Raw genomic sequence first — 24,018 nt, forward strand, 5'->3', positions numbered from 1 at the left:
AATTGCCATTGAAGATACTGATTTTTAACTATTTTCTTCCATATTATCCAGTCGTATTGACAAAGCCTTTGTGGATATCTGTACTTCTATTAAAGATAGAATCAGAGAAACCATAAGTGCTAATAAGCCAATCCCAAAGATGATATTTGCAAATTGCAGGTAGTTGACGTATAGTAGTGCCATAGTAATAACACTGGCTAAAAAGCTTAAAATAGCAATAGCCTGCATATATCGGATTAACCAAAGCCTTTTTCTTAGGTTAGCAATCTGAAGGCTGGTATTAGCAGATTTTGTTTTTAAATATTCCTCATATAATTGTCGGATTAAAGCAGCAATTGCCAGGTAACGTGCATTGTATGCCAACATGGTTAAAGAGATCGCCGGGAACAACAAAGCCGGTATACTCATAGTTAGGTTCATACAATTAAGCTTTTAAAAATCACTTAAGTTTATTGTTTAAAAATTAAATACCTTTTTAATAAATAGTAAATTTTTCTTTTGAATTTTGTTTATCCCGGCTAATTTCGATTTGATATGCTCCCTTTGGTAAGTAATACTTATCATTTTTCTTTTTTTCAATATCCAACTCTTTATTTTCAGCTAGTAATACTTTTCTACCTTCTTCAGATACTGATAAGTCATACTTAAATTGGTTTATACCGTATACAGCTTCTACATTAAACGAATACAGTTTCACTCCTTTTTTATTAGTGATAACCACTTTTGCCTTGCCCGGGGATTTAAAATAACCCTGAACATCTAATGAAGGTGTTTCGGCTTCAAGCCATTTACTCCACGAATTCCCCCAGTCCTTATTGTGTTTTATACTGTCTGTAGGAAATATATGAACCTCTTTAGCTAATATATTATCATCTAATAATTGTAAAGCTTTAACATCTGCTTTATAAATACTACGGCCATGAGTACCCAGTATTATATCTCCAGCTTCGGGATGAATCACTAAGTCATGTATTGCCACATTAGGCAGGTTTTTAGAAAAAGGCTGCCAGGATGCTCCCTGATCCATTGAAACATACGTATGATCATCCGTACCGGCATATAAGATATTTGGATTTACCGGATCTTCTTTAATAACATTTACCGGAGAATTTGTAATTCCGTTCGTTATTTTTTGCCAGGTAGTACCGTAATCTTCGCTTTTATAAATATAAGGAGTAAAATCATCATTTCTATATCCGTTCAAACTGGCGTATACCCTTGATTTTTGATGTGCGGATGCTACCACTCTTGAGATCCATAGGTTTCTTGGTAAGGAAGAGGTAATTATTTTCCAGGAAGCCCCTGCATCTTTAGAAACTTGTATTAATCCGTCATCACTACCTGTATACAAAAGCCCAAATGTAAATGGTGATTCAGAAATGGTAGTAATGGTTCCGTAAGCTACATTCCCCTTTTTGCCTCCATTCGTCAAATCCGAAGAAATTTCAGTCCAGTCCGTACCTTTATTCATCGAACGCATCAGTTTATTGGCACCCATATACAGAATATCCTGATTATGTGGGGAAAGTAAGATTGGCGTTTGCCAGTTAAAACGATAGGGAGTTTTACCCAATTCATGCTTGGGTTGAATATAGGTTTGCTTTCCGGTTTTTCGATCAATCCGATAATAATTACCAAATTGGTACCCGGTGTATACGATAGAAGCATCCCGACTATCTACCTGTACCTGCATTCCATCGCCACCCATAATACTTTTCCAGGGATATTCTCCGCTTTGATGCCAATCAAAATCCTGTTTAACGGTTACCGGTGCTGTCCAGACTCCGTTATCCTGCAAACCTCCGTATACATGATATGGCTTTTGGTTATCAACTGTAATACTATAAAATTGTCCGACTGCAGGTTGGTTTGCTTTAAGCCAATGTTCCCCGTTGTCATAGCTAATATTTACCCCACCGTCGTTTCCGTTAATCAGGTGATTCGGATTCTTTGGGTTAATCCATAAGGCATGGTGGTCTGCATGTACATTTTCTTTGGAAATACTGGTAAAAGACACCCCCCCGTTATCTGAAGTTAGAATAGGAACTCCCATGATATAAATCCGATCCGGATTGGATGGACTTACCCTAATTTGAGCAAAATAATAGCCGTAACTATTAAACACATCGTCGATATACTCCTTATTCATTTTCTTCCAGGTTTTACCGGCATCCGTACTTTTATAAACTTCGGCACCTATAACCGGGGTATCAAAAAGCAAACTGTTTGCATCCTCCAGGTAAGTAGCCAGTGCAACGGGAGCTAGAGAATCCGCTCGAACCAGTTGCTTTATATTTTCTGCCCGGTACTTTTCCTGAAAATTATTCTTCTTTAAGAAAGTATCTAAGTTTTTATTGTCTAAGGCCAAAAATTCTTTAACCGTCATTTTCTTAAAATCTTCTTTATTTAACCCGTCCGCCTTGTCCTTTTTCTCTTTAGGCCTTCTAAATTGGTTGTCATGAACCGCATATAAAGTCTGGCTATCTACCACTGCTAGTCCAATACGCCCTACTCCTTCTCCGGTAGGAAAACCACTGGAAGAGGTTGTGATTTTCTTCCAACTTTCACCGCTATCTGTACTCTTATAAATTCCTGATTGTAGTCCATTGCCATTAAAGTTCCAGGCTTTTCGGTCTTTTTGCCAGGCGGCTGCATAAAGAATATTAGTACTGTCCGGTACAACTGCTACGTCAATTATTCCAGTGGTGTTATCAATAAATAAGGTTTTTTTCCAGGTAGCACCGCCGTCTGTAGTTTTGTAAATACCTCTTTCATTATTAGGTGTATATAAATTTCCAGCAACTCCAATAATGACTTCTTCTTTATTGTTAGGATTTAAGATGATTCTTCCGATATGTTGTGATTTAGGTAACCCTGCAAATTCCCAGGTTTTACCTTTATCCGTAGATTTAAAAATTCCTTTACCAGCATAAGAAGAGCGTGACGAATTATTTTCACCAGTTCCTACCCAGATAATATGATTTTTCCAGTCTACCGCAATATCCCCGATAGTGATTGTAGGAGCACTATCCATCACTGGCTCAAAACTGGTACCGTTGTTATGCGTGTACCATAATCCTCCGGAAGCATAGGCTACATAAAATTCAGAAGGCATCTCCGGATTTACATCCAGATCTACTACCCGTCCGCTCATGATAGAGGGTCCAATATTAGTAAAAGGTATACCTGAAACTATAGATTTATCTGCCTTTACGGTTGTTTTTTGAGCAAAAACTAAATTTGGCAAGTAGAAGAACAGAAAAATGAGTTGAGTTAACTTAAAAAGTTTCATAAAATACTGTTTTAGTAAGATAGTTATCGCGTTTAAAGGCTTACAACTTTACATATTGTTTAACAGTAGTTATAAGTGACCTTTGTATTTTTGAAAGCTTCTGAAACCAGAAGTGCCTAAATTTAAAACAAAATGAAGTACCACCCTATAGACAATACGCTTTTTATTAAAAATCGAAAAAAGTTTATGGCTCAAATGAAGCCAAAGAGCATTGCTGTCTTTAATAGTAATGATATCTATCCAATTAGTGCGGATAGCGGGATGCCTTTTCAGCAACATCGGGATATATTTTATTTAAGTGGTATTGACCAGGAAGAAAGTATGTTGTTACTCTTTCCGGACGCTCATAAGGAAAAGCACCGCGAAGTCTTATTTTTAAAAGAAACAAATGAACATATTGCTGTTTGGGAAGGAGCAAAATTAAATAAAGAAGAAGCTTTCCGGGTATCCGGTATTAAAACGGTTTACTGGTTACAAGACCTGGAAAAGGTCTTTTATGAGATTATGGCAGATTGTGATACGGTTTATGTGAATACTAATGAACACTACCGGGCAAAAGTAGAAACCCAAACCCGTGAAGACCGTTTTACCTTATGGTGGAAATCCAAATATCCTGCACATAGTGTGGCTAAAAGTAATCCGATTTTACAACGACTTCGTTCGGTAAAAGATCCGATTGAAATTGACCTAATACAAACCGCATGTAACATTACTGAAAAAGGGTTTCGGCGTGTGTTACCCTTTTTAAAACCAGGCGTCTGGGAATATAACCTGGAAGCTGAACTTTTACATGAATTTATAAATAATCGTTCACGTGGGTTTGCCTACACTCCTATTATTGCCAGTGGCAACAATGCCAATATATTACATTATACAGAAAACAACCAACAATGCAAAGAGGGTGAATTAGTTTTACTGGATACAGCTGCTGAATATGCTAACTATTCCAGTGATTTAACCCGGACGATTCCGGTTTCCGGACGTTTTACTCAACGACAAAAGGAAGTATACCAGGCAGTCCTGGCGGTAAAAAAAGAAGCAACGGCTATGTTAGTTCCAGGTACCATCTGGGAAGATTATCATGTAGAAGTCGGAAAACTAATGACCTCACAATTACTCGCTTTAAAATTACTGGATAAAGCCGATATTCAAAACGAAAATCCCGAATGGCCGGCATACAAACAATATTTTATGCACGGAACTTCCCACCATATTGGCCTAGATACTCATGACTACGGGTTATTAGCTGAACCTATGCAAGCAAACATGGTATTTACCGTTGAACCGGGAATTTATATACCAGAAGAAGGTTTTGGAATCCGGTTAGAAGATGACGTAGTTATTCAAGAAAAAGGAAACCCTATCAACTTGATGAAAAACATACCTATCGAAGCCGAAGAAATCGAGGAACTGATGAATGCTTAATTTTTAGATGTAAGACCGTTATTAATTAAGGAATTAGGGAAACAAGAATAAATACTAGTATTTAAAGATCCTTTCGGAAACTCGTGGTGGCTTTCTACTTTAAACTGAAAACTTATTTTGATTGAAATAAGTATACATACTAATTATTATACCAGTAACTAAGGAAGGCAACAACCATCCTAACGTATAGTCACCTAACGGAATGTTATGTAAAAAAGGAGTTACTTGTTCTTTAAAACCAATACTCCCTAAAAAGTCCGGTAATACCCCTATGGTAGTAATAAGCACTACCCCCCGAAATAATAAAGTGGTTTGAATAGATGCCGGTAATAGATGAAGTATGATTAATACAATCGTAATCGGATAGATAAAAAGTAAAGCTGGAATGGCAACTTTAATAATTACACTGACATCTAACTGACCTACAAAAACACCAATAAAACAAGCAAATACTGCGGTAAAATAATAAGCAAGAGGAGATTCTTTCCAGATACCTTTGACAAAATCAGCCGTACCCGTGATAATACCGACAGCAGTGGTAAAACAAGCTAACGTTACCAATAAACTTAAGAAGTAAGTACCTATCCTACCCAAAGTTTCCGTACTTAGCAAGGTTAAAAATTCCGTACGGTTCACCGTAGATGTATCTACCGTACTACTCAGTAATGCACCGCTGTAGATCAGTCCGCTATAAATTAATAGTAATCCGATAGCAGCGACAAAGGCGGATTTAAAAAGTAAATTTTTCAGGGTTGGATAAGAATAATTAAATTTTTGTTTAAGAGAAATAATTATAACACCTCCTACTACCGTTGCCCCAATGGTATCAAAGGTTTGATAGCCTTCCAGCAATCCACTGATTACAGGTGCTGATACAGATACGGGAACTACTCCGGTATCGATTGTTACCGTTGCCACGGTAATTACACTGATTACTACTAGAATTAATAGCGGGCCCAGGTACTTGCCAATAATGTTTAAAATACGGGATCGGTTTAAGACAAATAAAAGTACCAAGGCAAAGTACAAACCACTAGTTAGTAAAGATCCGGTATTAGAGATGGGTGCAATTGCCATTTCATGAGTTACAGAAGCCGTTCTGGGGGAAGGTAAAGTAATAGATATGGCATAAATCAAACAACAGTACACTAAACTAAATACCGGACCTACTTTTTTACCAAAATCCATCATAGTCCCCTGAAGTCGGGCATGCACTAAAATTCCTAATAAGGGAAGTATAACTGCAGATATTAAAAACCCTAAGGTAACCCATAACCACTGATTTCCTGAAGTTAAACCCAAATAAGGCGGAAGAATTAAATTCCCAGCTCCAAAAAACAAAGAAAAAAGTGCAAAACCGGTGATCCAGATATTTTTAGTCATAATAATTAGAAGATGTAATGCTAAAGTGTTGGCATTTATCAAACAAGTATAGTAATTTTAAACAAGAAAATTTTAGCTCTTTTCTAAAATTATATAATTTTCCCCTGTCTTGAATTCGATTCGTTCCCTTGCTTCTTCTACTTTCTATAAAACTTACGGAAGTACAAACCATCCCTACATTGTCTTTTTACATGGTTTTCTGGAAGATCATTCTATTTGGCATAGCCTTATTGAACGGTTAAAATCGGAATACTTTTGTATAAATATAGATTTACCGGGTCATGGGAATGCTAAAGATGATACAGTAGCTACTATAGAAGAGATGGTGAAAAATGTACTTACTATTTTAAAAACTTGTAACGTAAGCAACGCACATTTTATAGGACATTCTATGGGAGGTTATGTGTTGCTTGCTATTTTAGAAAGTCAAAGTGACCTGGTCAAAAGTGCCGTATTATTAAATAGTACTTCATACCCGGATTCTATGGAACGAAAAAATGATAGAGACCGCGTTATAAGCCTTGTAGAAAAAAATAAAAATGCTTTTGTACACATGGCTATAATGAACCTGTTTACCGAACAAAATCGATCTTATTATAAAAAAGAAATTAATTTGCTGATTAAGAATGCTGTAAAAACACCTTCATCTAGTATCATAAAATCATTAGAGGCAATGAAGGTGCGGAAGGACCGCAGTAAAGTATTTCAAAATTTTAACGGACAAAAAGCAATTTTTTCAGGTGAAAACGATACTATTATTAAAAATACAGATAGTAAGGTGGAAGCATTGCAAACCGGTTCCATATTTAAAACTTTTGCCGGAGGGCATATGACATTTCTGGAAGATACTGATAATCTTATTATTGAACTGAACAAAATATTTAATAAAATTTAGGAGAATTATCATTTCAATTATTGTTAAAAACTTAAAGAAACAATGTTTATTTATCGTTGAAACGTAAAAATTATAGGGTAAAACTTAAATTTTTCCTCTTTTTTAGCCTAAAATATATAGTATTCTAAAAAATTTCCTACATTTTGTTGTTAATATCTTCTTAATATATTATTATTGTAGTATGAAACATTCTAAAACTAAACATGATGATGAAATCTACCCCAAACGCTTCGTTTTCTTTTTCTAAATTATACTGTTCTGTATTTAGTCACCACTATGCATTATCAAGAGATGTAACGGATCATATTAAAGAATTTACCTGTACAAATTGTGGTCATCAGGCAACTACAAATAGTAGAGGCAGATTAGAAGCTATGACCCCAAAATTGAAAGAAATTAATGATGCGCTTGCATTTGTTCACGCTAAACGAGTCGCCAGAGGGCCAGTTCTTCCCGTTCAATTTCAAAAAGCCTCTTAATTAAGTTTACTAACTGTTTTTTATAGGGTTCCACCCTTGTGCTTTTAAAGCTACCGACTCATTTGACCGGGTTACCAAATAATTTCCTGAATTTTTTTCGGTAATATGTCCTATGACAGTTAGGTTAGGGTTGCCTTTAATTTTTGTATAGTCCTCTTGAGAAATAGTAAATAATAATTCATAATCTTCTCCCCCGTTTAAAGCGACAGTCGTACTGTTTAAATTAAATTCCTCGCATGTATTGATAACTACCGGGTCTAAGGGTAGTTTTTCTTCGTATAGTGTAACACCTACTTCAGAATTTGAGCTTAGATGTAAAGCTTCAGATGAAAGTCCGTCACTAATATCGATCATACTGGTAGGCTGAACTTCTAAGGCTTCTAATAAAATTTGTATGTCTTTACGAGCTTCGGGTTTTAATTGCCTTTCGATAAGATATGTATACAGATCCAGGTCCGGCTGAGAATTTGGGTTTACTTCAAAAACCTTTTTTTCTCTTTCTAATATTTGTAATCCCATATAGGCAGCTCCCAGATCTCCCGTTACCACGACCAAATCATTTGGTTTTGCCCCACTCCGATATACTACTTTATTTTTATCCTGATATCCGATAGCAGTAATACTCATAATTAATCCCCGGGTAGAGGTAGTAGTATCTCCTCCCACCAAATCTACTTTATAAATCTTAGCTGCTGTTTTTATCCCTTGATATAATTCTTCTAAGGCTTCAACCGGAAACCGATTGGATATGGCAATAGAAACCGTGATTTGCGAAGCGGCTGCATTCATCGCATAGATATCAGATAAATTGACAACCACTGCTTTGTATCCTAAATGCTTTAACGGCATATAGGATAAATCAAAATGTACTCCTTCTACCAGCATATCCGTAGAAATTACACATTCTTTGGCTTTAAAGTCCAGAACCGCGGCATCATCCCCGATTCCTTTTAAAGTAGAAGCTTGCTTAAGTTCTACATCTCTCGTAAGTTGTTTTATTAAACCGAACTCCCCTAAATCTTCAATATTAGTACGCTCTGTATGTTTATCTTCAATCATAACACAAAGGTAAGTAACCCATTTATAAAAGTAATTGATTGTAGGTTATTTTCAAATTCTAATCATACGTAAGCATAGGTTTTAAAAATTTGTTTAAAAAGTTGCCGATCTTTTATAAACAAAATTTATCTTGCTATTCTTAGAATATTGTTAGGAAACGAAGATAAAACCTACATATATAGTATATTTGCATTCTGATAAGAATGTATCCTAACAAGTAAGAATTATGATAAAAGTTTCAGATACAGCAAGACAAAAGGTAATCGAATTGATGCAGGAGGACGGATTTGATAGTGCTTCTGATTTTGTGAGGGTTGGCGTTAAAAGTGGCGGATGTTCCGGATTATCTTATGATTTAAATTTTGATAAAAACAAAGAAGAGGCAGATAAGGTTTTTGAGGATAACGGGGTGAAGATTATTGTGGATAAAAAAAGCTTTTTGTACCTGATTGGTACAACGCTTGAATATTCCGGTGGATTAAACGGTAGTGGCTTTGTTTTTAATAACCCCAATGCGAGTAGAACCTGTGGATGTGGGGAGAGTTTTTCTCTTTAAAGTCCCTAGTTCTCAAAAGGGAAGTATGTGTTTAGAGGGTTTAAAATGAAAAGATCAAATTAAAAAGAAGATGAGAAAGATATATAGTTTAACAAATATAAATACCCTTGTAAGAGGCTAAGTGGAACTATGGCATATACTGAAGATGATTTAAAAAAAGAGCTGGAAACTAAGGAGTATGAATATGGGTTTTATACCGATATTGAATCTGATACGTTTCCGGCCGGATTAAATGAAGATATTGTTCGGGCTATTTCTAAAAAGAAAGAAGAACCGGAGTGGATGACTGAGTGGCGTATTAGCGCTTTTAGATACTGGCAACAAATGGAAGAACCGGAATGGGCAAATGTTACGTACCAGAAACCGGATTATCAGGCTATATCGTATTACTCGGCACCTAATAAAAAACCGAAATACGACAGTATTGATGAGGTTGATCCTGAATTACTGGATACTTTCAACAAACTGGGTATTTCCCTGGATGAACAAAAAAAGTTAGCTGGGGTTGCGGTGGATATTGTAATGGACTCTGTATCTGTTGCCACTACTTTTAAATCTACCTTGGCAGAAAAAGGAATTATTTTTTGTTCAATTTCTGAAGCTATCAAAGAGCATCCGGAACTGGTGAAGAAATATATTGGTTCCGTGGTTCCGGAGAAAGATAACTTTTATGCAGCATTAAATTCGGCGGTATTTAGTGACGGATCTTTTTGTTACATTCCTAAGGGAGTTCGATGCCCAATGGAACTGTCCACGTATTTTAGGATCAATCAAGCGGGAACCGGACAGTTCGAAAGAACGTTGGTTATTGCAGATGAAGGGAGTTATGTAAGTTATTTGGAAGGTTGTACGGCTCCGTCAAGAGATGAAAATCAGCTACATGCGGCAGTGGTGGAACTAATTGCATTGGATAATGCTGAAATCAAATATTCAACGGTACAAAACTGGTACCCGGGAAATGAATCGGGACAAGGTGGTGTCTACAATTTTGTAACAAAACGGGGTCTTTGTGAAAAGAATGCTAAAATCTCTTGGACACAGGTAGAAACCGGTTCTGCAGTTACCTGGAAATATCCTTCTTGTATCCTAAAAGGGGATAATTCTATTGGTGAATTTTATTCAATTGCCGTGACTAATAATTATCAGCAGGCAGATACCGGGACTAAGATGATTCATTTAGGAAAAAATACTAAAAGTACGATTATCTCTAAAGGAATTTCAGCCGGAAAATCGCAAAATAGTTACCGTGGATTGGTACAAATCAACAGTCGGGCTACGAATGCCCGAAATTTTTCTCAATGTGATTCTTTATTGATGGGCAATGAATGCGGTGCGCATACGTTTCCGTATATAGAAACTAAAAATAAAACAGCACAGGTTGAACATGAGGCAACAACCAGTAAAATTGGAGAAGATCAAATTTTTTACTGTAACCAGCGGGGAATTGATACTGAAAAAGCAATAGCTTTGATCGTAAACGGTTTTAGTAAAGAAGTCCTTAATAAATTACCTATGGAATTTGCCGTAGAAGCACAAAAATTACTAGAAATTTCTTTAGAAGGTTCGGTAGGATAACCCACCTTCAGCTAACCAAATTTTATTTAATGAAAAAATCCGTAATTCTATTATTTGTAAGTTTTTTAATCCTATCCTGTAAAAATGATAAAAAGGGAGGAGCTGATGATACTGAAGCTACGCTCATACGGGGTGAATTTATTTTAATTAATGATGCCGGGGTAATTAAGGGTGAAGATTTTATCTACGGAGTGGTTCTTAATGAAAAAGCTCATGAACTAAATGAAAAAATTAAACCTATGCAACGGGAAGAATACGATATGGTTCCGGTTGTCATTAATGGAAAAATCAAGGATAATACTGAAGAAGGTTGGCCAGAAGTGGTAGAAATTACTGAAATCCTGGGGGTAAATACTCCTACTTCAGAATTACCTACTAAAATTAATGCTTCCGGAGGTGAAGAAGAAGGTGAAGTCCTACTAGAGGAAGAAAATGAAGAAGATCATGAAGGGCATGATCACGAATAATAGTATTATAAAATTCAGCTACTAATTTAGAGATACACATGTTAGAAATTAAAGATTTACATGCGAGTGTAGAAGGTAAAAAAATTTTAAAGGGATTACAATTACGTGTAAATGCCGGAGAGGTTCACGCTATTATGGGTCCTAACGGAGCTGGTAAAAGTACATTAGCAAATATTATTGCTGGTAAAGAAGAATATGAAGTTACTCGCGGGCAAATCCTTTTAGAAAATGAAAATGTAGAAGAACTGGCAGCTGAAGAACGTGCGCATAAAGGTATTTTCTTGTCCTTTCAATATCCTGTCGAGATTCCTGGAGTTACGGTGACCAATTTTATTAAAACGGCTATAAATGAAAGTAGAAAAGCCCGAGGTCAGGAAGAAATGCCGGCAAAGGAGATGTTAAAAAAAATTAGGTCAACTTCTGAACTATTAGAAATCGATCGTAAATTTTTATCTAGGTCCTTAAACGAAGGGTTTTCAGGTGGAGAGAAAAAGCGTAACGAAATTTTTCAAATGGCTATGCTAGATCCAAAACTAGCAATACTTGATGAAACGGATTCCGGGCTAGATATCGATGCATTGCGAATTGTAGCCAATGGGGTTAATAAATTAAAAAGTGCGGATAATGCTGTAATTGTTATTACCCATTATCAGCGGTTGTTAGATTATATTGTACCTGATTTTGTTCATGTGCTATATGACGGACGTATTGTTAAATCCGGAACTAAGGAGTTAGCTCTAGAACTGGAAGAGAAAGGATACGACTGGATTAAAGAAGAGGTAAACGCTTAGACTGGTTTTTAGCTGATCGTTGGTAGTTGTCAGTTGATTGTTTTTAGTTGATAGTATATTATTGTAACTGCTTTCTTTATTAAGTAGATAAAATAATAAGTATAGGCTTCCCTCCTATTTATCCTTAGAACGATAGTTTGGAGATTGCGTCTATTTTAAAATGGACATAGGGTAATTCATAATATATGTTATGAACCTGCGGTGCATTTAAACACTTAAATTAATAGGATACTTTAAAAGGGATATTTAGAGAAAAGACATGGAATTAAAAGAGAAACTGGAGTCCTCCTTCATGGTTTTTGAAGATACTGTTAACGTCAATACGGCAATACACGATATACGCAGTAATGCTTTTAAAGTTTTTGAAGAAAAAGGCTTCCCTACTAAAAGAGAAGAAGCCTGGAAATACACTTCTTTAAACGCAGTGCTAAAACATGATTATACGGTTTTCCCTAAGGGGGAAAGTACGCTGGAATTTAAAGATGTAAAAGAATACTTTTTATCGGATATTGATTCTTATAAAATTGTATTTATTGACGGAATCTACTCTTCGCATTTGTCTGAAACTACACATGATCAGATAGATGTATGTTTAATGTCTTCCGCTCTAAATTTTGATAAGTACAAGCCTGTTATTGAGAATTATTTTAATAAAATAGCGAAGGAAGACAGCCTTACTTCTTTAAATACTGCTTTTGCAAGGGAAGGTGCTTATATTTATATTCCAAAGAATAAAGCGGCAAATAAACCGATTCAGATAATCCATTTTTCTACCGGAAAAGAATCTACGCTTTTATTACAACCGCGTAACCTTATTGTAGTAGAAGAAAATTCGCAAGTACAAATTATTGAGCGACATCAAAGCTTGACTTCTAATCCAGTACTTACCAATTCAGTAACTGAAATTTTTGCTGATAAGCGGGCAATTGTTGATTATTATAAGATTCAAAATGACCAGGAAAACGCTTCGCTGATTGATAATACCTATATCTCACAAGAAAGTCAAAGTAATGCTTCTGTACACACTTTTGCCTTTGGAGGAAAAGTAACGCGTAATAACCTGAATTTTTATCAAAACGGTGAGCGTATTGATTCCATTTTAAACGGAGTTACTATCCTGGAAGGAAAACAACATGTAGACCATAATACGCTGGTACACCACCAAGAACCAAATTGCGAAAGCCACCAGGATTATAAAGGTATTTTTGATGAAAAATCAGTAGGTGTTTTTAACGGAAAAATTATTGTAGATAAAAAAGCCCAGAAAACAAACGCTTTTCAATCTAATAATAATGTGCTATTAAGTGACCAGGCTACGGTTAATTCAAAACCACAACTGGAAATTTTTGCTGATGATGTAAAGTGTTCCCATGGTTGCACGATTGGGCAATTAGACGACAATGCTTTATTCTATATGCGAACCCGTGGGATTGGTGAAAAGGAATCACGTGCGTTGTTAATGTACGCATTTGCTAATAGTGTTTTAGAAACCGTTAAAATTCCACAACTCAAAACCCGTATTAATAAAATTATTGCTGAAAAGTTGGGGGTAAACCTTGGTTTTGATTTGTAGTGGTGTTTTTAATTTTAAGGGGGTTGAAGATTTAAATAGATTTAGTAGAAGATACTAGAAAGTTGATTACCATATACTTTTATATAATTCACATCTTAATTTTAGCGAATATTTTGCTTAAACCAAAACTTACTTTTTTACGTAATTAATTATACTTCAACTTCCCACCAATTAAAACCCGGCATCTAAACTTTACTGTGTATTTTTGCAAAAAGAATTGAACATGCTGGATGTATATAAAATACGGGAGGACTTTCCGATTTTAAAAAGAAAGGTAAATGAAAAGCCCCTGGTATACCTGGATAATGCTGCTACTTCGCAAACTCCTACGGCCGTAATAGATACCATTGTGGACTATTATAGCAACTACAATGCTAACATCCACCGGGGTGTACATACACTTTCTCAAGAAGCTACGGATGCTTATGAACTGGCTCGAAAGAAAATACAGGAACATTTTAATGTAAAACATAGCTATGAAGTTATCTTAACCTCGGGAACTACACATAGTATTAATATTGTGGCTACCGGGTTTACTTCTTTATTATCTCAAGGGGATGAAGTAATCGTTTCGGCAATGGAACATCATTCTAATATTGTTCCCTGGCAAATGCTGTGCGAACGAACCGGAGCCATCCTAAAGGTAATTCCTATGAATGAGCAAGGGGAATTACTGATGGAAGTATATGAAGAATTACTTTCCGATAAAGCCAAACTGGTATTTGTCAATCATATTTCTAATGCATTAGGAACCATTAATCCTATTGAATTTATTATTGAAAAAGCACATCAAAAAGGAGCGGTGGTCTTGATTGACGGCGCGCAATCTTGTCCGCATATCAAACCGGATGTACAGGCATTAGATGCTGATTTTTATGTAGCTTCTGCCCATAAATTATGTGGTCCGACAGGAGTTGGAATGCTATACGGAAAAGAAGAGTGGTTAAACAAATTACCCCCTTACCAGGGCGGGGGCGAAATGATCGACCAGGTGACTTTCGAAAAAACTACCTACGCCGGGCTTCCCCATAAATTTGAAGCAGGTACACCTAACATTTGTGGGGGCATCGCCTTTGGAGCTGCCCTAGACTATATGAACGCGATTGGATTTGATGAAATTGCCACTTACGAACATGAATTGCTTACCTACGCTACTAAAAAATTACTGGAAATAGAAGGTTTAAAAATTTACGGAACTGCAAAAAATAAGACTTCTGTAATTTCATTTAATATAAAGGGAATTCATCCGTATGATATTGGAACAATTGTAGACAAGCTGGGTATCGCCGTACGAACCGGACATCATTGTGCTCAACCTATTATGGATTTTTATAAAATTCCAGGAACGGTAAGAGCTTCTTTTGCTTTTTATAACACAAAGGAAGAAGTGGATTTATTAGTAGCTGCTGTTAAAAAAGCAAAAGGGATGCTTTTGTAGCTTGATCCATAAATTCTAGACCACTTCTGCTACTAGAAACTAGATGCTAGCTAACACTGTTTTGTTCAATTATACAAATGTGAAAATTTCAAAGAGTCCTTCCCTTTAGGAAGGATTTAGGATGAGAATAGAGAATCCCGTACCTTGTAACCTCTATTAATCTTTAAGAAATGCACTTTTATCCAATAGTAACCTTCTTACTTTTCTTCGCGCTCAATACCTGTGAAGACCAAACCACCGAGGTTCAATCGGAAATTACTACTCTATACATTCACCACCAACTTATCGATTGTGAAGGAGTAGGTCCTCAACAATGTATGCAGATTAAAGAAAATCAAAATGCTGAATGGAACTTATTCTACAGTACAATAGAAGGATTTGACTTTCAGGAAGGATATCAATATACGATCGAAGTAGAAATTACTCCTGTGGAAAATCCAATGGCAGATGCTTCTTCTTTACGGTACCAACTTATTAAAATTATTTCCAAAGAAAAGGTTAGCGGAGACCTTCTTTCTCAAGAAAACCAACCTGAAAAAATTAGCTATAAAGCCTTTACCCGTGGTTTTACTAAAGAAATTAGTATTAGCAATAAGCGTATTACTAAAAAAGAAAATCAACAAATAGATACTCTTTCAATCAACGAAATAAATTGGTTGGCTTTACAAACATTGCTTATACAATCGGAACCTGTGGCTTGGGAGACGATTACTCCCCCCAGTACTGAGTATCAGTCTGATGCAGGTTTTCATACTACCCTTTCCGCATATCATTCCGGTAAGCAGTATACCACACAAACTTTTGACGAACATAATCCACCGGAACAGTTAGTACCTTTAATTAATGAATTAAGAACCTTAGCAAAAGATAAAGAATAAGCTATATAAAAATCGTATTTTTGTAGTAAAAAACAGGAGATGAGTATTAAAGAAGCTCAGGAAGAGATCGTAGAAGAATTTAGTATGTTTGATGACTGGATGGAGCGCTATGAATATATGATCGAACTTGGTAAAAGCTTGCCATTAATTGATGAAAAATATAAAACGGAAGATAATATTATAAAGGGTTGTCAGAGTAAAGTATGGGTACATGCTGAACTAGAAGACGAGAAGCTTGACTTTACTGCGGATAGTGATGCAATTATTACTAAAGGGATTATTGCTATTTTGATCCGGGTATTTTCCGGTCAGCCCCCTCAGGAAATTATAGAAGCCGACACCAATTTTATTGACGATATCGGATTAAAAGAACACTTGTCTCCTACCCGAGCTAATGGATTAGTAAGTATGATCAAGCAGATTAAAATGTACGCCATTGCTTACCAAACCCAAATTAAATCTTAAGCTTTACAAACTATGAGCGAAACTGTAATTGATACAAACGAATTGGGAGAAAAAATTGTCCGGGTACTTAAAACCATTTACGATCCGGAAATTCCAGTAGATATTTACGAACTGGGATTGATTTATGATGTTTTTGTGAATGAAGATCACGATGTGAAAATTTTAATGACACTGACTTCGCCTAACTGTCCCGTAGCTGAATCTTTACCTGAAGAAGTACGTGAAAAAGTAAAATCCCTGGATGCGGTAAATGATGTCGAAGTAGAACTTACCTTTGAACCTACCTGGACTCAGGATTTAATGAGTGAAGAAGCAAAACTGGAATTGGGAATGTTATAAATTTTTGTAATTATGATAAATAATATTTATCTGATTTTTAAGATTTCAATTAATATGTTCTTTAAAAACTTTTATTCCCGGCACTTCCTTTAAAAGGAAAGGAGCTAAAAAGTCTTCCTTTGAAGGGAGATTTAGAGAGATGTCTTAGGTTATATTTACTATTAGTGCAATTATAAACTAGACCTATTGTTAAAGCTTCCCGTCTTAAATCTTTTTCAAAACAGACGATAGCTTAAAATTTTTAATATTATTGAACCTAATAATAGATCCATTAAAACCAACAGTAATCACTATTTTTAAAACTTACAACTACTATGGAAACCATACGAAATAAAGTAGCAGAAAATACCAATCTGGTTACCATCGACCTTGAGGACTACTACCCAAATCAAAAGCGGGTTGTAGTCGATATTAAAGACTGGCTATTTCAAGAATTAGTAGTTCGTGAAAAAGAATTCAGGGATTATGTAAACAACCATAATTGGGAACAATACCTGGATTGCTATGTGGTATTTACCTGTTCTGTAGAAGCCATCATACCAGGTTGGGTTTACCCTTTACTTATGAGCAAAGTAGCACCTTTTGCTTTAAAAGCCATTCATGGTTCTTATCAACTATTAGATATTCTACTTTATCAAGAGGTAATTAATAACTTAGATATAACCATTTATAAAGATAAGTTTGTTATTATTAAAGGCTGTGTAAATAAGCCAGTACCAGATAATGCGTATCTTTTTCTAATTGAAAAACTACAACCTGTTGTTAAAAGTATCATGTATGGAGAAGCCTGTTCTTCAGTACCTATCTATAAAAAACTAAAAGGTTAACCCTAAAAAAGCAGTTAAATAAACAACTGTTATTTCATTCTAAAAATTAACATTTTTCTGTTTTTATACAGGAATTACAATATCTTTATTCCCGAAATGCGAAAATTAAATTTATCGCATTTCTAAATACGCAAATTAAATAATTAACCAAAATTAGAATTATGCTTAAAAGATGTTACTATGCATTTTTATTTTTAATGGTAACTGCCGTTTCGGTAAATGCGCAAACAGAAGAAGAACTAAAAGCTGCACTTAAACAAAAAAAAGATTCTATTAATGCTATCACCGGTCGAGCTGATAAAATACAAGCACAAATAGATGCTTTACCCGGTTGGAAAATTGGTGCCTTTGGTACTGTAGGACTTAGTCTCTCCGAATTTGATAACTGGTATGCACAGGGTATTCCTAATAATAAATCAGGTAATATTGCCATTTCATTAAATGGATTTGCAAATTTACAGGAGGATGCCTATTTCTGGAAAAATAGTTTAATTGCAAATTTTCAGTGGATAAAATTAGATGATGAAAGTAATGATAACGACGAAGATGGTGATCCGGATGGTGATTTTAGAGAAGCTGTAGATGTATTTACGCTAACCTCCTTATTTGGTTATAAATTAAGTGAAAAATTGGCCGTATCTACCCTTGCAGAATATAGAACTACCGTATTAAGCAACTTCAATAATCCGGGATATTTTGATATTGGGGTAGGTTTTACGTGGACGCCTATCACGGATCTTGTAGTGGTAGTACATCCGTTAAACTACAATTTTGTATTTAGCGATGGTGATGCACAATTTGAATCTTCTTTGGGTTCAAAAATAGTTGCGGATTATACCCGTAAAATTGGAAATATCAACTTTAAATCAAATATTTCTGCTTTCTTAAGTTATAAAGATAGTGATTTTAGTAACTGGACGTGGACAAACTCTTTTAGCTATACCTTATGGAAAGCTTTAGGGGTTGGGTTTGATTTTGGGTTACGTAATAATAAGCAGGAAGCTCTTAATTTTGTAAATATGAATCTTGCTGACGGGGTACCTCTTATTGAATTAGAAGATGTAGATAACGATTTACAGACTTATTGGAATATTGGTTTAAGTTACGCTTTCTAATTTTTCACTCTCACTTAGTCTGACTAAAAGAATTAGCTCAGTTTGTTCTTATCTCTACACATTCAGATAAGAGTAAGCTGAGCTTTTTTATAATCCATAACCTTCCTTTTTTAAAAAATTTTATCTTTGCCCTTCTGCGGAATTAGGTTACGAAGTATGAGGTTTATTTTTTTCTTTTGTTGTGCAATTGCTTTTCAGCAAGGTATCAGTCAGGAAAAAAAAGAAATTATACAGTTGGATTCCATTCAAATTAAACTGGAAAGAAGATTAGATAGCTTGCTTGCTAAACATACCAAAGAACTTAATATTCGGGTGTTAAAGAAAGCCCTTAAAAAATTAAATCCAAAAGTTGAAAAGAAGCCAATTGAAGGATGGATGGGCAAAGGAAGGTTTTCTTTTCAGCTAAACCAATCTGCTTTTAATTTTGACTGGCAGGGAGGGGGTACATCCAATGTTGCCGGAAACATCTCTTTAAACTACGACTATAATTTCAAGAAGAATAGCTTTACCTGGGATAACCGTATTCTTGGGGATTACGGGGTTACCTTTTTAAAAGATGAAGAGTTCTCCCGTAAAACCAACGACCGCATTGAATTGAATACCCGTATCGGACAACAAATTGGAAAAAGTTTTTGGAACTATTCCCTTTTTATTAATTTTCGGTCTCAATTTGACAAAGGGTTTCGATTCGGGAAAGATCCGGATACCGAAGAAACCACCCGTACCGAAGAAACACGCTTTTTCTCTCCGGCATTTATACAAATTGGACCGGGTATTTTATGGAAAAAAAGTGATAATTTTAATATTAACCTGGCTCCGGTAACTTCCCGACTTATTTTTGTAGACGACCAATTTACTACCATTGAAGGATACGAAGATGGCGATTACTTTGGGGTAGATGCCGGGGAGAGTCGTCGGTTTGAATTTGGGGGATCTTTTGCAGGTTATTTAAAGTTGGATCTGATTAAAAACATTTCAGTAGAGCAGCTACTGAATTTATATTCTAACTATATAGAAGAACCTTTTAATATTGATATGGATTATACCTTAAATATTGATTTAAAAGTAAATAAATATATTTCCGGTAGTTTTGTCTTTCAATCTATTTATGACGACAATGCTACCAGTGCTTTTCAAATACGGGAAGTCCTAGGGTTAGGGTTAAAATATGATTTTTAAAGACTAAATTTGTACATTTTCAAATTTAGTCTTAATGGAATTGATGTTCTCTACATTTTTAATCTTTGAATCTGCATTTCTTTGCAACTTTGTTTCTTTGCAACTCTGTAACCTTTGTTTCTTCGTAATTTAGTAATTCAATTTCTCAAACATATTTAGCTTTGTAAAGCGGTTTTTTTAATCACTAATACACATATAAAATGTCTATCTCTGATTCTTTGCATCTTAGGTTCTAAGATTCTTAAAAAGCGAAACTACTCTTCAGATACTTCCGGGTATAAAAACTTGTTGTAAGGAAAACGGGTAACATGTATTTCCCGAATCTCTTTATACACTCTTTCTTTAAAATCACTGAGGTTTTCTTTGTTTAAAGCCGAAATAAATAAGGCATTATCCCCTATTCTGGACATCCAGGTTTGTTTCCATTCTTCGAGTGTATAGTGCAGTTTAGTCCGTTCGGTTACCAGGTCATCTTCTTCAATAGTTTCGTAGGTATAGGCATCAATTTTATTAAACACCATAATGGTAGATTTATCCGCGCTTTTGATTTCGTTTAAAACCTGATGTACGGATTCAATATGGTCTTCAAACTGCGGATGTGATATATCTACTACATGCAATAGCAAATCGGCTTCCCGAACTTCATCCAGCGTACTTTTAAAACTTTCAACCAATTGCGTGGGTAATTTTCTAATAAATCCTACGGTATCACTTAATAAGAAGGGTAAATTACCAATCACTACTTTACGAACGGTGGTATCCAGGGTAGCAAATAATTTATTTTCAGCAAAAACCTCACTTTTTGCTAATACGTTCATTAAAGTAGATTTCCCAACATTCGTGTACCCTACTAAGGCTACGCGTACCAATTGACCCCGGTTACTTCTTTGGGTAGCCATTTGTTTATCAATCGTTTTTAATTTCTTCTTTAACAAAGAAATCCGGTCGCGAACGATCCGACGATCTGTTTCAATTTCAGTTTCTCCCGGTCCGCGCATACCAATACCTCCACGTTGTCTTTCTAAATGCGTCCATAACCCGGTTAACCTAGGAAGTAAATATTGGTACTGCGCCAGTTCCACCTGGGTTCGGGCATAACTGGTTTGCGCCCGCTGGGCAAAAATATCCAATATCAAATTGGTTCGGTCAATGATTTTAGCTTTAAGTGTTCGCTCTATATTTCGTAATTGTGCGGGGGTTAATTCATCATCAAATACTACCGTTCCAATATCATTTTGCTCTACAAAAGCTTTTACTTCTTCCATTTTTCCACTTCCAATAAAAGTTTTGGGATTAGGCATCTCCATTTTTTGGGTAAAGCGTTTGACCACTTCGCCCCCGGCGGTATAGGTTAAAAATTCAAGTTCGTTTAAAAATTCAACTAACTTATCTTCATCCTGATGCTTAGTAATAATTCCAATCAAAACCGCTTTTTCATAAGCGATACTTTTACTTTCTAACATAGTATTGTTTTGAACTTAAGCCCTTCTTTTTTTAAAACATTAAAAACAAACGGGTATCTACAAAATTACAGGTTTATCGTAAAGGTATTGTGCTTCTATTCACTTTCTTTATACTTATTTGTACATTTGGGTATTGAGTGAACTTAATTTGTATATGAATAACCGTTTTGCACGCCGGCAGCCTTCTTCTATAACTACCATAGCATTTTACAACCTCGAAAATTTATTTGATACCATTGACGATCCGCATACCCTAGACGAAAATTTTTTACCCAACAGCGATCGCGAATGGAACCTAAAAAAATATGAAAGTAAGCTATTTAAGTTAGCGACAGTTATTCCCAAAATTGGTGTTGCATCTGCCGGAACATCTCCAGTACTAGTCGGAGTGGCTGAAGTCGAGAATAAAAAAGTACTAAAAGACCTGGTCGCTGTAAAATCTCTAAAGAAAGAAAAATATAAATTTATACACTACAACTCCCCAGATGAAAGAGGCATTGACGTTGCGCTACTTTACCAACCCAAACATTTTGAAGTTTTATCCTCAGAACCTATCTCTGTTTACGTAGAAGATGAACCTGAAGTAAGGGATTACACACGTGATATTTTATATGTAACTGGTAATTTACACAATGAGAAGGTACATATACTAGTCAATCACTGGCCTTCTCGCCGGGACGGAAGTGCTTCTACCCAGCATAAAAGAATAGCCGCGGCTATCAAGAATCGAGAGGTTATTACCAACATCCGAGAAACCGAACTGGAAGCTAAGATTATCATTATGGGCGACTTTAACGATGATCCTAAAGATCAAAGTGTACGTGAACACCTGGTACAGGATGATTTTTACAATCCTATGGAAAAAATACATTCCCGATATCGCGGATCTCTAAGTTATCGGAAAAACTGGAATCATTTTGATCAAATTATTATCAGTAATAATTTCCACCGTTTTGAAAAGAATAAGCTTTCTTTTGCTAAAGCAGATGTGTTTGATGCGGATTTCTTAAAGGTGTATGAAGGAAGATACAAAGGCGTTCCTTTCAGAACTTACGTAGGTGATGACTGGCAAGGCGGATATAGTGATCATTTTCCTGTGTATGTACAGTTAAAGTTGAATTAGGTTTATTCATATTAGTGTACAGTAAAGATTCAAGATCGCTATCGCTTCTAGAACCAAGAATCAAGACTAATTATTATAATATTAAAAACCAATACTTTAAGATTATTTACGTTAAAAACAAGTTACATTTAAAAAAGTGACTTAGAACGAGTTTTATTTACACTACCATAAGCAGCTCCTAAATACTTTAAAGTTTGGAATTATCTTATTTTACCATACTTTTCAAACTTTTATTTATCTTAACCGAACACTAATGGTTTATTTATTTTTTAGTAAAATTGAGGCTTTCTTCTAGAGTGAATTACCTTAAGAGCATGTTTAAATAAGATTCTTATAAATTACCTTATTCTATTGAGAATGATTTGACAATTCTGCCATAATACCCAAGATTCTTGACTTTCCTTCGTTTTTTCATAGTCTTTATCGAGTCTTCTGAAGAAGTTGAAGATACCGAAAGTCCTTTCAGTTACCCATCTCCACTTCAAGGGAACAAAACCTTTTGTGGATGGGGGAGTTGATGATATCTTTACCTCAAGTCCAATTACATTTTCTTCAGCCCACCTCTTAAATATTGTTTTGTAGGCATGATCAGCTACTATTTTTTCCATCCTATCCAGGTACCCTAATAAAGGTTCCACAACTTTGTTGGCTACTACCCCATCAGCTTCATTGGCAGCCCCTACAACAACCCCCCAAACTAAACCTAACGTATCAGTAATTACGTGACGTTTACGGCCATTTACCTTTTTATTACCGTCAACCCCTTTTGACATACTTGTAAAAGGACCGGACTTTATGGATTGACTATCAATGGATAACAAGCTAGGTGTTGGTTCTTTCCCTTGTCGGTTCCGCTCCATTTTGTTAAGCTCAATATTTAATCTCTCTTGTGTCCCATCTTTTTGCCATTTGCGAAAGTAATAGTATACACTTTGCCATTTTGGAAAACTATCCGGGAGGTTACGCCACTGAGTACCTGTACGGAGTTGCCATAAAATAGCGTCTACAATATCCCGTAGTTTATAATGCCCCCGGGTTTTCTTAGGTAAAAATAATTCCATATATTCCCATTGCTGGGTAGTTAATCTGTTATATTTAGATTGCATAAACATTGTTGTTTTAGTCAACTACAAAGTTTAGACTATCCAGCTTTTTAACAAAAAAATTATCCGAAAATTTAGTTTAAACATGCTCTAATAACATATACCGCTTCTCTTTCAATTTTATAAGATATTCGGTAGCTATGTTTCTCATAGAAACGGATTGTACCATCATTATTAGATTTAAGTGGATCTAACTTAAAAATTTCTGAGTTGTTTTCTAAAATAAAAGAAGATTCGAATACTTCTGTCATCACTCTTATAGTGGTTTTAACAGACTTCGACCTTTCTAGTAACTCTAGATATAATTCGCTTAAATCTTTATCTGCCTGATGTGTCCAGATTACCCTTTTCCCCATTGACTTATGCGTTCTTTCATTTCTTCACTCGTATAAAATTCCCCTTTATCAATTTGAGATATTGATACATCCAGTTCCTGATTATACTGTTCAATGCTGATCCTATCTTCATCAGTTGTTTTGGTAGTTCTTCTATAGGTAAGCAAGTTTTTAAATGCTTCTATAAGCAATGGGTCTTTTACATCGTTCAATTCATTTTGAATCCATTTAATATCTGCCTGAACATCCATAGTTTTT

General features: G+C 35.4%; 24 protein-coding genes. 16 read left to right on the plus strand and 8 right to left on the minus strand.

Annotation, left to right across the window (positions count from 1 at the left end):
- Positions 1–24: 24 nt before the first annotated feature.
- Complete coding sequence (locus NBT05_RS04835) at positions 25–420, minus strand: DUF2721 domain-containing protein (protein ID WP_265772320.1); 396 nt, start codon at positions 418–420, stop codon at positions 25–27.
- A 55-nt stretch (positions 421–475) separates the two neighbouring features.
- Positions 476–3,292 (minus strand): VPS10 domain-containing protein, encoded by a 2,817-nt coding sequence (locus tag NBT05_RS04840; protein WP_265772321.1) that lies wholly within the window; start codon positions 3,290–3,292, stop codon positions 476–478.
- A gap of 132 nt (positions 3,293–3,424) precedes the next feature.
- Between NBT05_RS04840 and NBT05_RS04845 the strand changes: the two genes are divergently transcribed.
- Positions 3,425–4,717, plus strand: coding sequence for an aminopeptidase P family protein (locus NBT05_RS04845; protein ID WP_265772323.1), 1,293 nt, complete (start codon positions 3,425–3,427; stop codon positions 4,715–4,717).
- Between the two features lie 99 nt (positions 4,718–4,816).
- Here NBT05_RS04845 and brnQ read toward each other — a convergent pair whose 3' ends face one another.
- Positions 4,817–6,100: a branched-chain amino acid transport system II carrier protein gene (brnQ, locus tag NBT05_RS04850; protein WP_265772325.1), complete on the minus strand. Its 1,284-nt coding sequence runs from the start codon at positions 6,098–6,100 to the stop codon at positions 4,817–4,819.
- A 109-nt stretch (positions 6,101–6,209) separates the two neighbouring features.
- Here brnQ and NBT05_RS04855 point away from each other — a divergent pair, with 109 nt between their 5' ends.
- Complete coding sequence (locus tag NBT05_RS04855; protein WP_265772326.1) at positions 6,210–6,995, plus strand: alpha/beta fold hydrolase; 786 nt, start codon at positions 6,210–6,212, stop codon at positions 6,993–6,995.
- A gap of 203 nt (positions 6,996–7,198) precedes the next feature.
- The gene (locus NBT05_RS04860) at positions 7,199–7,474 is read left to right on the plus strand and encodes a hypothetical protein (RefSeq protein ID WP_265772327.1); all 276 of its coding nucleotides are present in this window, start codon (positions 7,199–7,201) and stop codon (positions 7,472–7,474) included.
- Positions 7,475–7,483: 9 nt separating this feature from the next.
- On the opposite strand, the gene thiL is transcribed toward NBT05_RS04860, so the two are convergent.
- Positions 7,484–8,533: a thiamine-phosphate kinase gene (gene thiL / locus NBT05_RS04865; protein ID WP_265772328.1), complete on the minus strand. Its 1,050-nt coding sequence runs from the start codon at positions 8,531–8,533 to the stop codon at positions 7,484–7,486.
- A 226-nt stretch (positions 8,534–8,759) separates the two neighbouring features.
- On the opposite strand from thiL, the gene NBT05_RS04870 reads away from it, so the two are divergent.
- From NBT05_RS04870 to NBT05_RS04925, 12 genes are all read left to right on the plus strand, one after another.
- Positions 8,760–9,089, plus strand: coding sequence for a HesB/IscA family protein (locus NBT05_RS04870; RefSeq protein ID WP_265772329.1), 330 nt, complete (start codon positions 8,760–8,762; stop codon positions 9,087–9,089).
- Between the two features lie 129 nt (positions 9,090–9,218).
- The gene (gene sufB, locus NBT05_RS04875; protein ID WP_265772330.1) at positions 9,219–10,664 is read left to right on the plus strand and encodes a Fe-S cluster assembly protein SufB; all 1,446 of its coding nucleotides are present in this window, start codon (positions 9,219–9,221) and stop codon (positions 10,662–10,664) included.
- 29 nt (positions 10,665–10,693) lie between these two features.
- Positions 10,694–11,131 (plus strand): hypothetical protein, encoded by a 438-nt coding sequence (locus tag NBT05_RS04880; RefSeq protein WP_265772331.1) that lies wholly within the window; start codon positions 10,694–10,696, stop codon positions 11,129–11,131.
- Between the two features lie 38 nt (positions 11,132–11,169).
- Positions 11,170–11,922: a Fe-S cluster assembly ATPase SufC gene (gene sufC / locus NBT05_RS04885; protein WP_265772332.1), complete on the plus strand. Its 753-nt coding sequence runs from the start codon at positions 11,170–11,172 to the stop codon at positions 11,920–11,922.
- 259 nt (positions 11,923–12,181) lie between these two features.
- A complete protein-coding gene (gene sufD / locus NBT05_RS04890; RefSeq protein WP_265772333.1) occupies positions 12,182–13,495 on the plus strand; it encodes a Fe-S cluster assembly protein SufD in 1,314 nt (437 codons plus the stop codon).
- A 223-nt stretch (positions 13,496–13,718) separates the two neighbouring features.
- Positions 13,719–14,933 carry a cysteine desulfurase gene (locus NBT05_RS04895; protein WP_322874208.1) on the plus strand — a complete coding sequence of 405 codons (1,215 nt, stop codon included), beginning with the start codon at positions 13,719–13,721 and terminating at the stop codon, positions 14,931–14,933.
- A gap of 170 nt (positions 14,934–15,103) precedes the next feature.
- Positions 15,104–15,811, plus strand: a complete 708-nt coding sequence (locus NBT05_RS04900; protein WP_265772334.1) for a DUF4377 domain-containing protein — start codon at positions 15,104–15,106, stop codon at positions 15,809–15,811.
- 39 nt (positions 15,812–15,850) lie between these two features.
- Positions 15,851–16,276 (plus strand): SufE family protein, encoded by a 426-nt coding sequence (locus NBT05_RS04905; protein WP_265772336.1) that lies wholly within the window; start codon positions 15,851–15,853, stop codon positions 16,274–16,276.
- Between the two features lie 12 nt (positions 16,277–16,288).
- Positions 16,289–16,615 carry an SUF system Fe-S cluster assembly protein gene (locus NBT05_RS04910; RefSeq protein ID WP_265772337.1) on the plus strand — a complete coding sequence of 109 codons (327 nt, stop codon included), beginning with the start codon at positions 16,289–16,291 and terminating at the stop codon, positions 16,613–16,615.
- A gap of 314 nt (positions 16,616–16,929) precedes the next feature.
- Positions 16,930–17,442: a DUF2480 family protein gene (locus tag NBT05_RS04915; RefSeq protein ID WP_265772338.1), complete on the plus strand. Its 513-nt coding sequence runs from the start codon at positions 16,930–16,932 to the stop codon at positions 17,440–17,442.
- 161 nt (positions 17,443–17,603) lie between these two features.
- Positions 17,604–18,557 (plus strand): DUF3078 domain-containing protein, encoded by a 954-nt coding sequence (locus NBT05_RS04920; protein ID WP_265772339.1) that lies wholly within the window; start codon positions 17,604–17,606, stop codon positions 18,555–18,557.
- Positions 18,558–18,713: 156 nt separating this feature from the next.
- Entirely contained in the window at positions 18,714–19,736 is a 1,023-nt protein-coding gene (locus NBT05_RS04925) for a DUF3078 domain-containing protein (protein ID WP_265772340.1), read from the plus strand.
- A 254-nt stretch (positions 19,737–19,990) separates the two neighbouring features.
- Here NBT05_RS04925 and hflX read toward each other — a convergent pair whose 3' ends face one another.
- A complete protein-coding gene (hflX, locus tag NBT05_RS04930; protein ID WP_265772341.1) occupies positions 19,991–21,199 on the minus strand; it encodes a GTPase HflX in 1,209 nt (402 codons plus the stop codon).
- A 154-nt stretch (positions 21,200–21,353) separates the two neighbouring features.
- On the opposite strand from hflX, the gene NBT05_RS04935 reads away from it, so the two are divergent.
- Positions 21,354–22,322 (plus strand): endonuclease, encoded by a 969-nt coding sequence (locus NBT05_RS04935; protein ID WP_265772342.1) that lies wholly within the window; start codon positions 21,354–21,356, stop codon positions 22,320–22,322.
- A 338-nt stretch (positions 22,323–22,660) separates the two neighbouring features.
- Here NBT05_RS04935 and NBT05_RS04940 read toward each other — a convergent pair whose 3' ends face one another.
- From NBT05_RS04940 to NBT05_RS04950, 3 genes are all read right to left on the minus strand, one after another.
- Positions 22,661–23,428, minus strand: a complete 768-nt coding sequence (locus NBT05_RS04940; protein WP_265770084.1) for an IS5 family transposase — start codon at positions 23,426–23,428, stop codon at positions 22,661–22,663.
- Between the two features lie 71 nt (positions 23,429–23,499).
- A complete protein-coding gene (locus NBT05_RS04945; protein ID WP_265772343.1) occupies positions 23,500–23,781 on the minus strand; it encodes a type II toxin-antitoxin system RelE/ParE family toxin in 282 nt (93 codons plus the stop codon).
- Positions 23,766–24,011, minus strand: a complete 246-nt coding sequence (locus NBT05_RS04950; RefSeq protein ID WP_265772344.1) for a hypothetical protein — start codon at positions 24,009–24,011, stop codon at positions 23,766–23,768. Before NBT05_RS04950 ends, NBT05_RS04945 begins: the two co-directional genes overlap by 16 nt.
- Between the last annotated feature and the right edge of the window lie 7 nt (positions 24,012–24,018).

It is taken from the genome of Aquimarina sp. ERC-38, assembly GCF_026222555.1.
Lineage (GTDB): Bacteria > Bacteroidota > Bacteroidia > Flavobacteriales > Flavobacteriaceae > Aquimarina.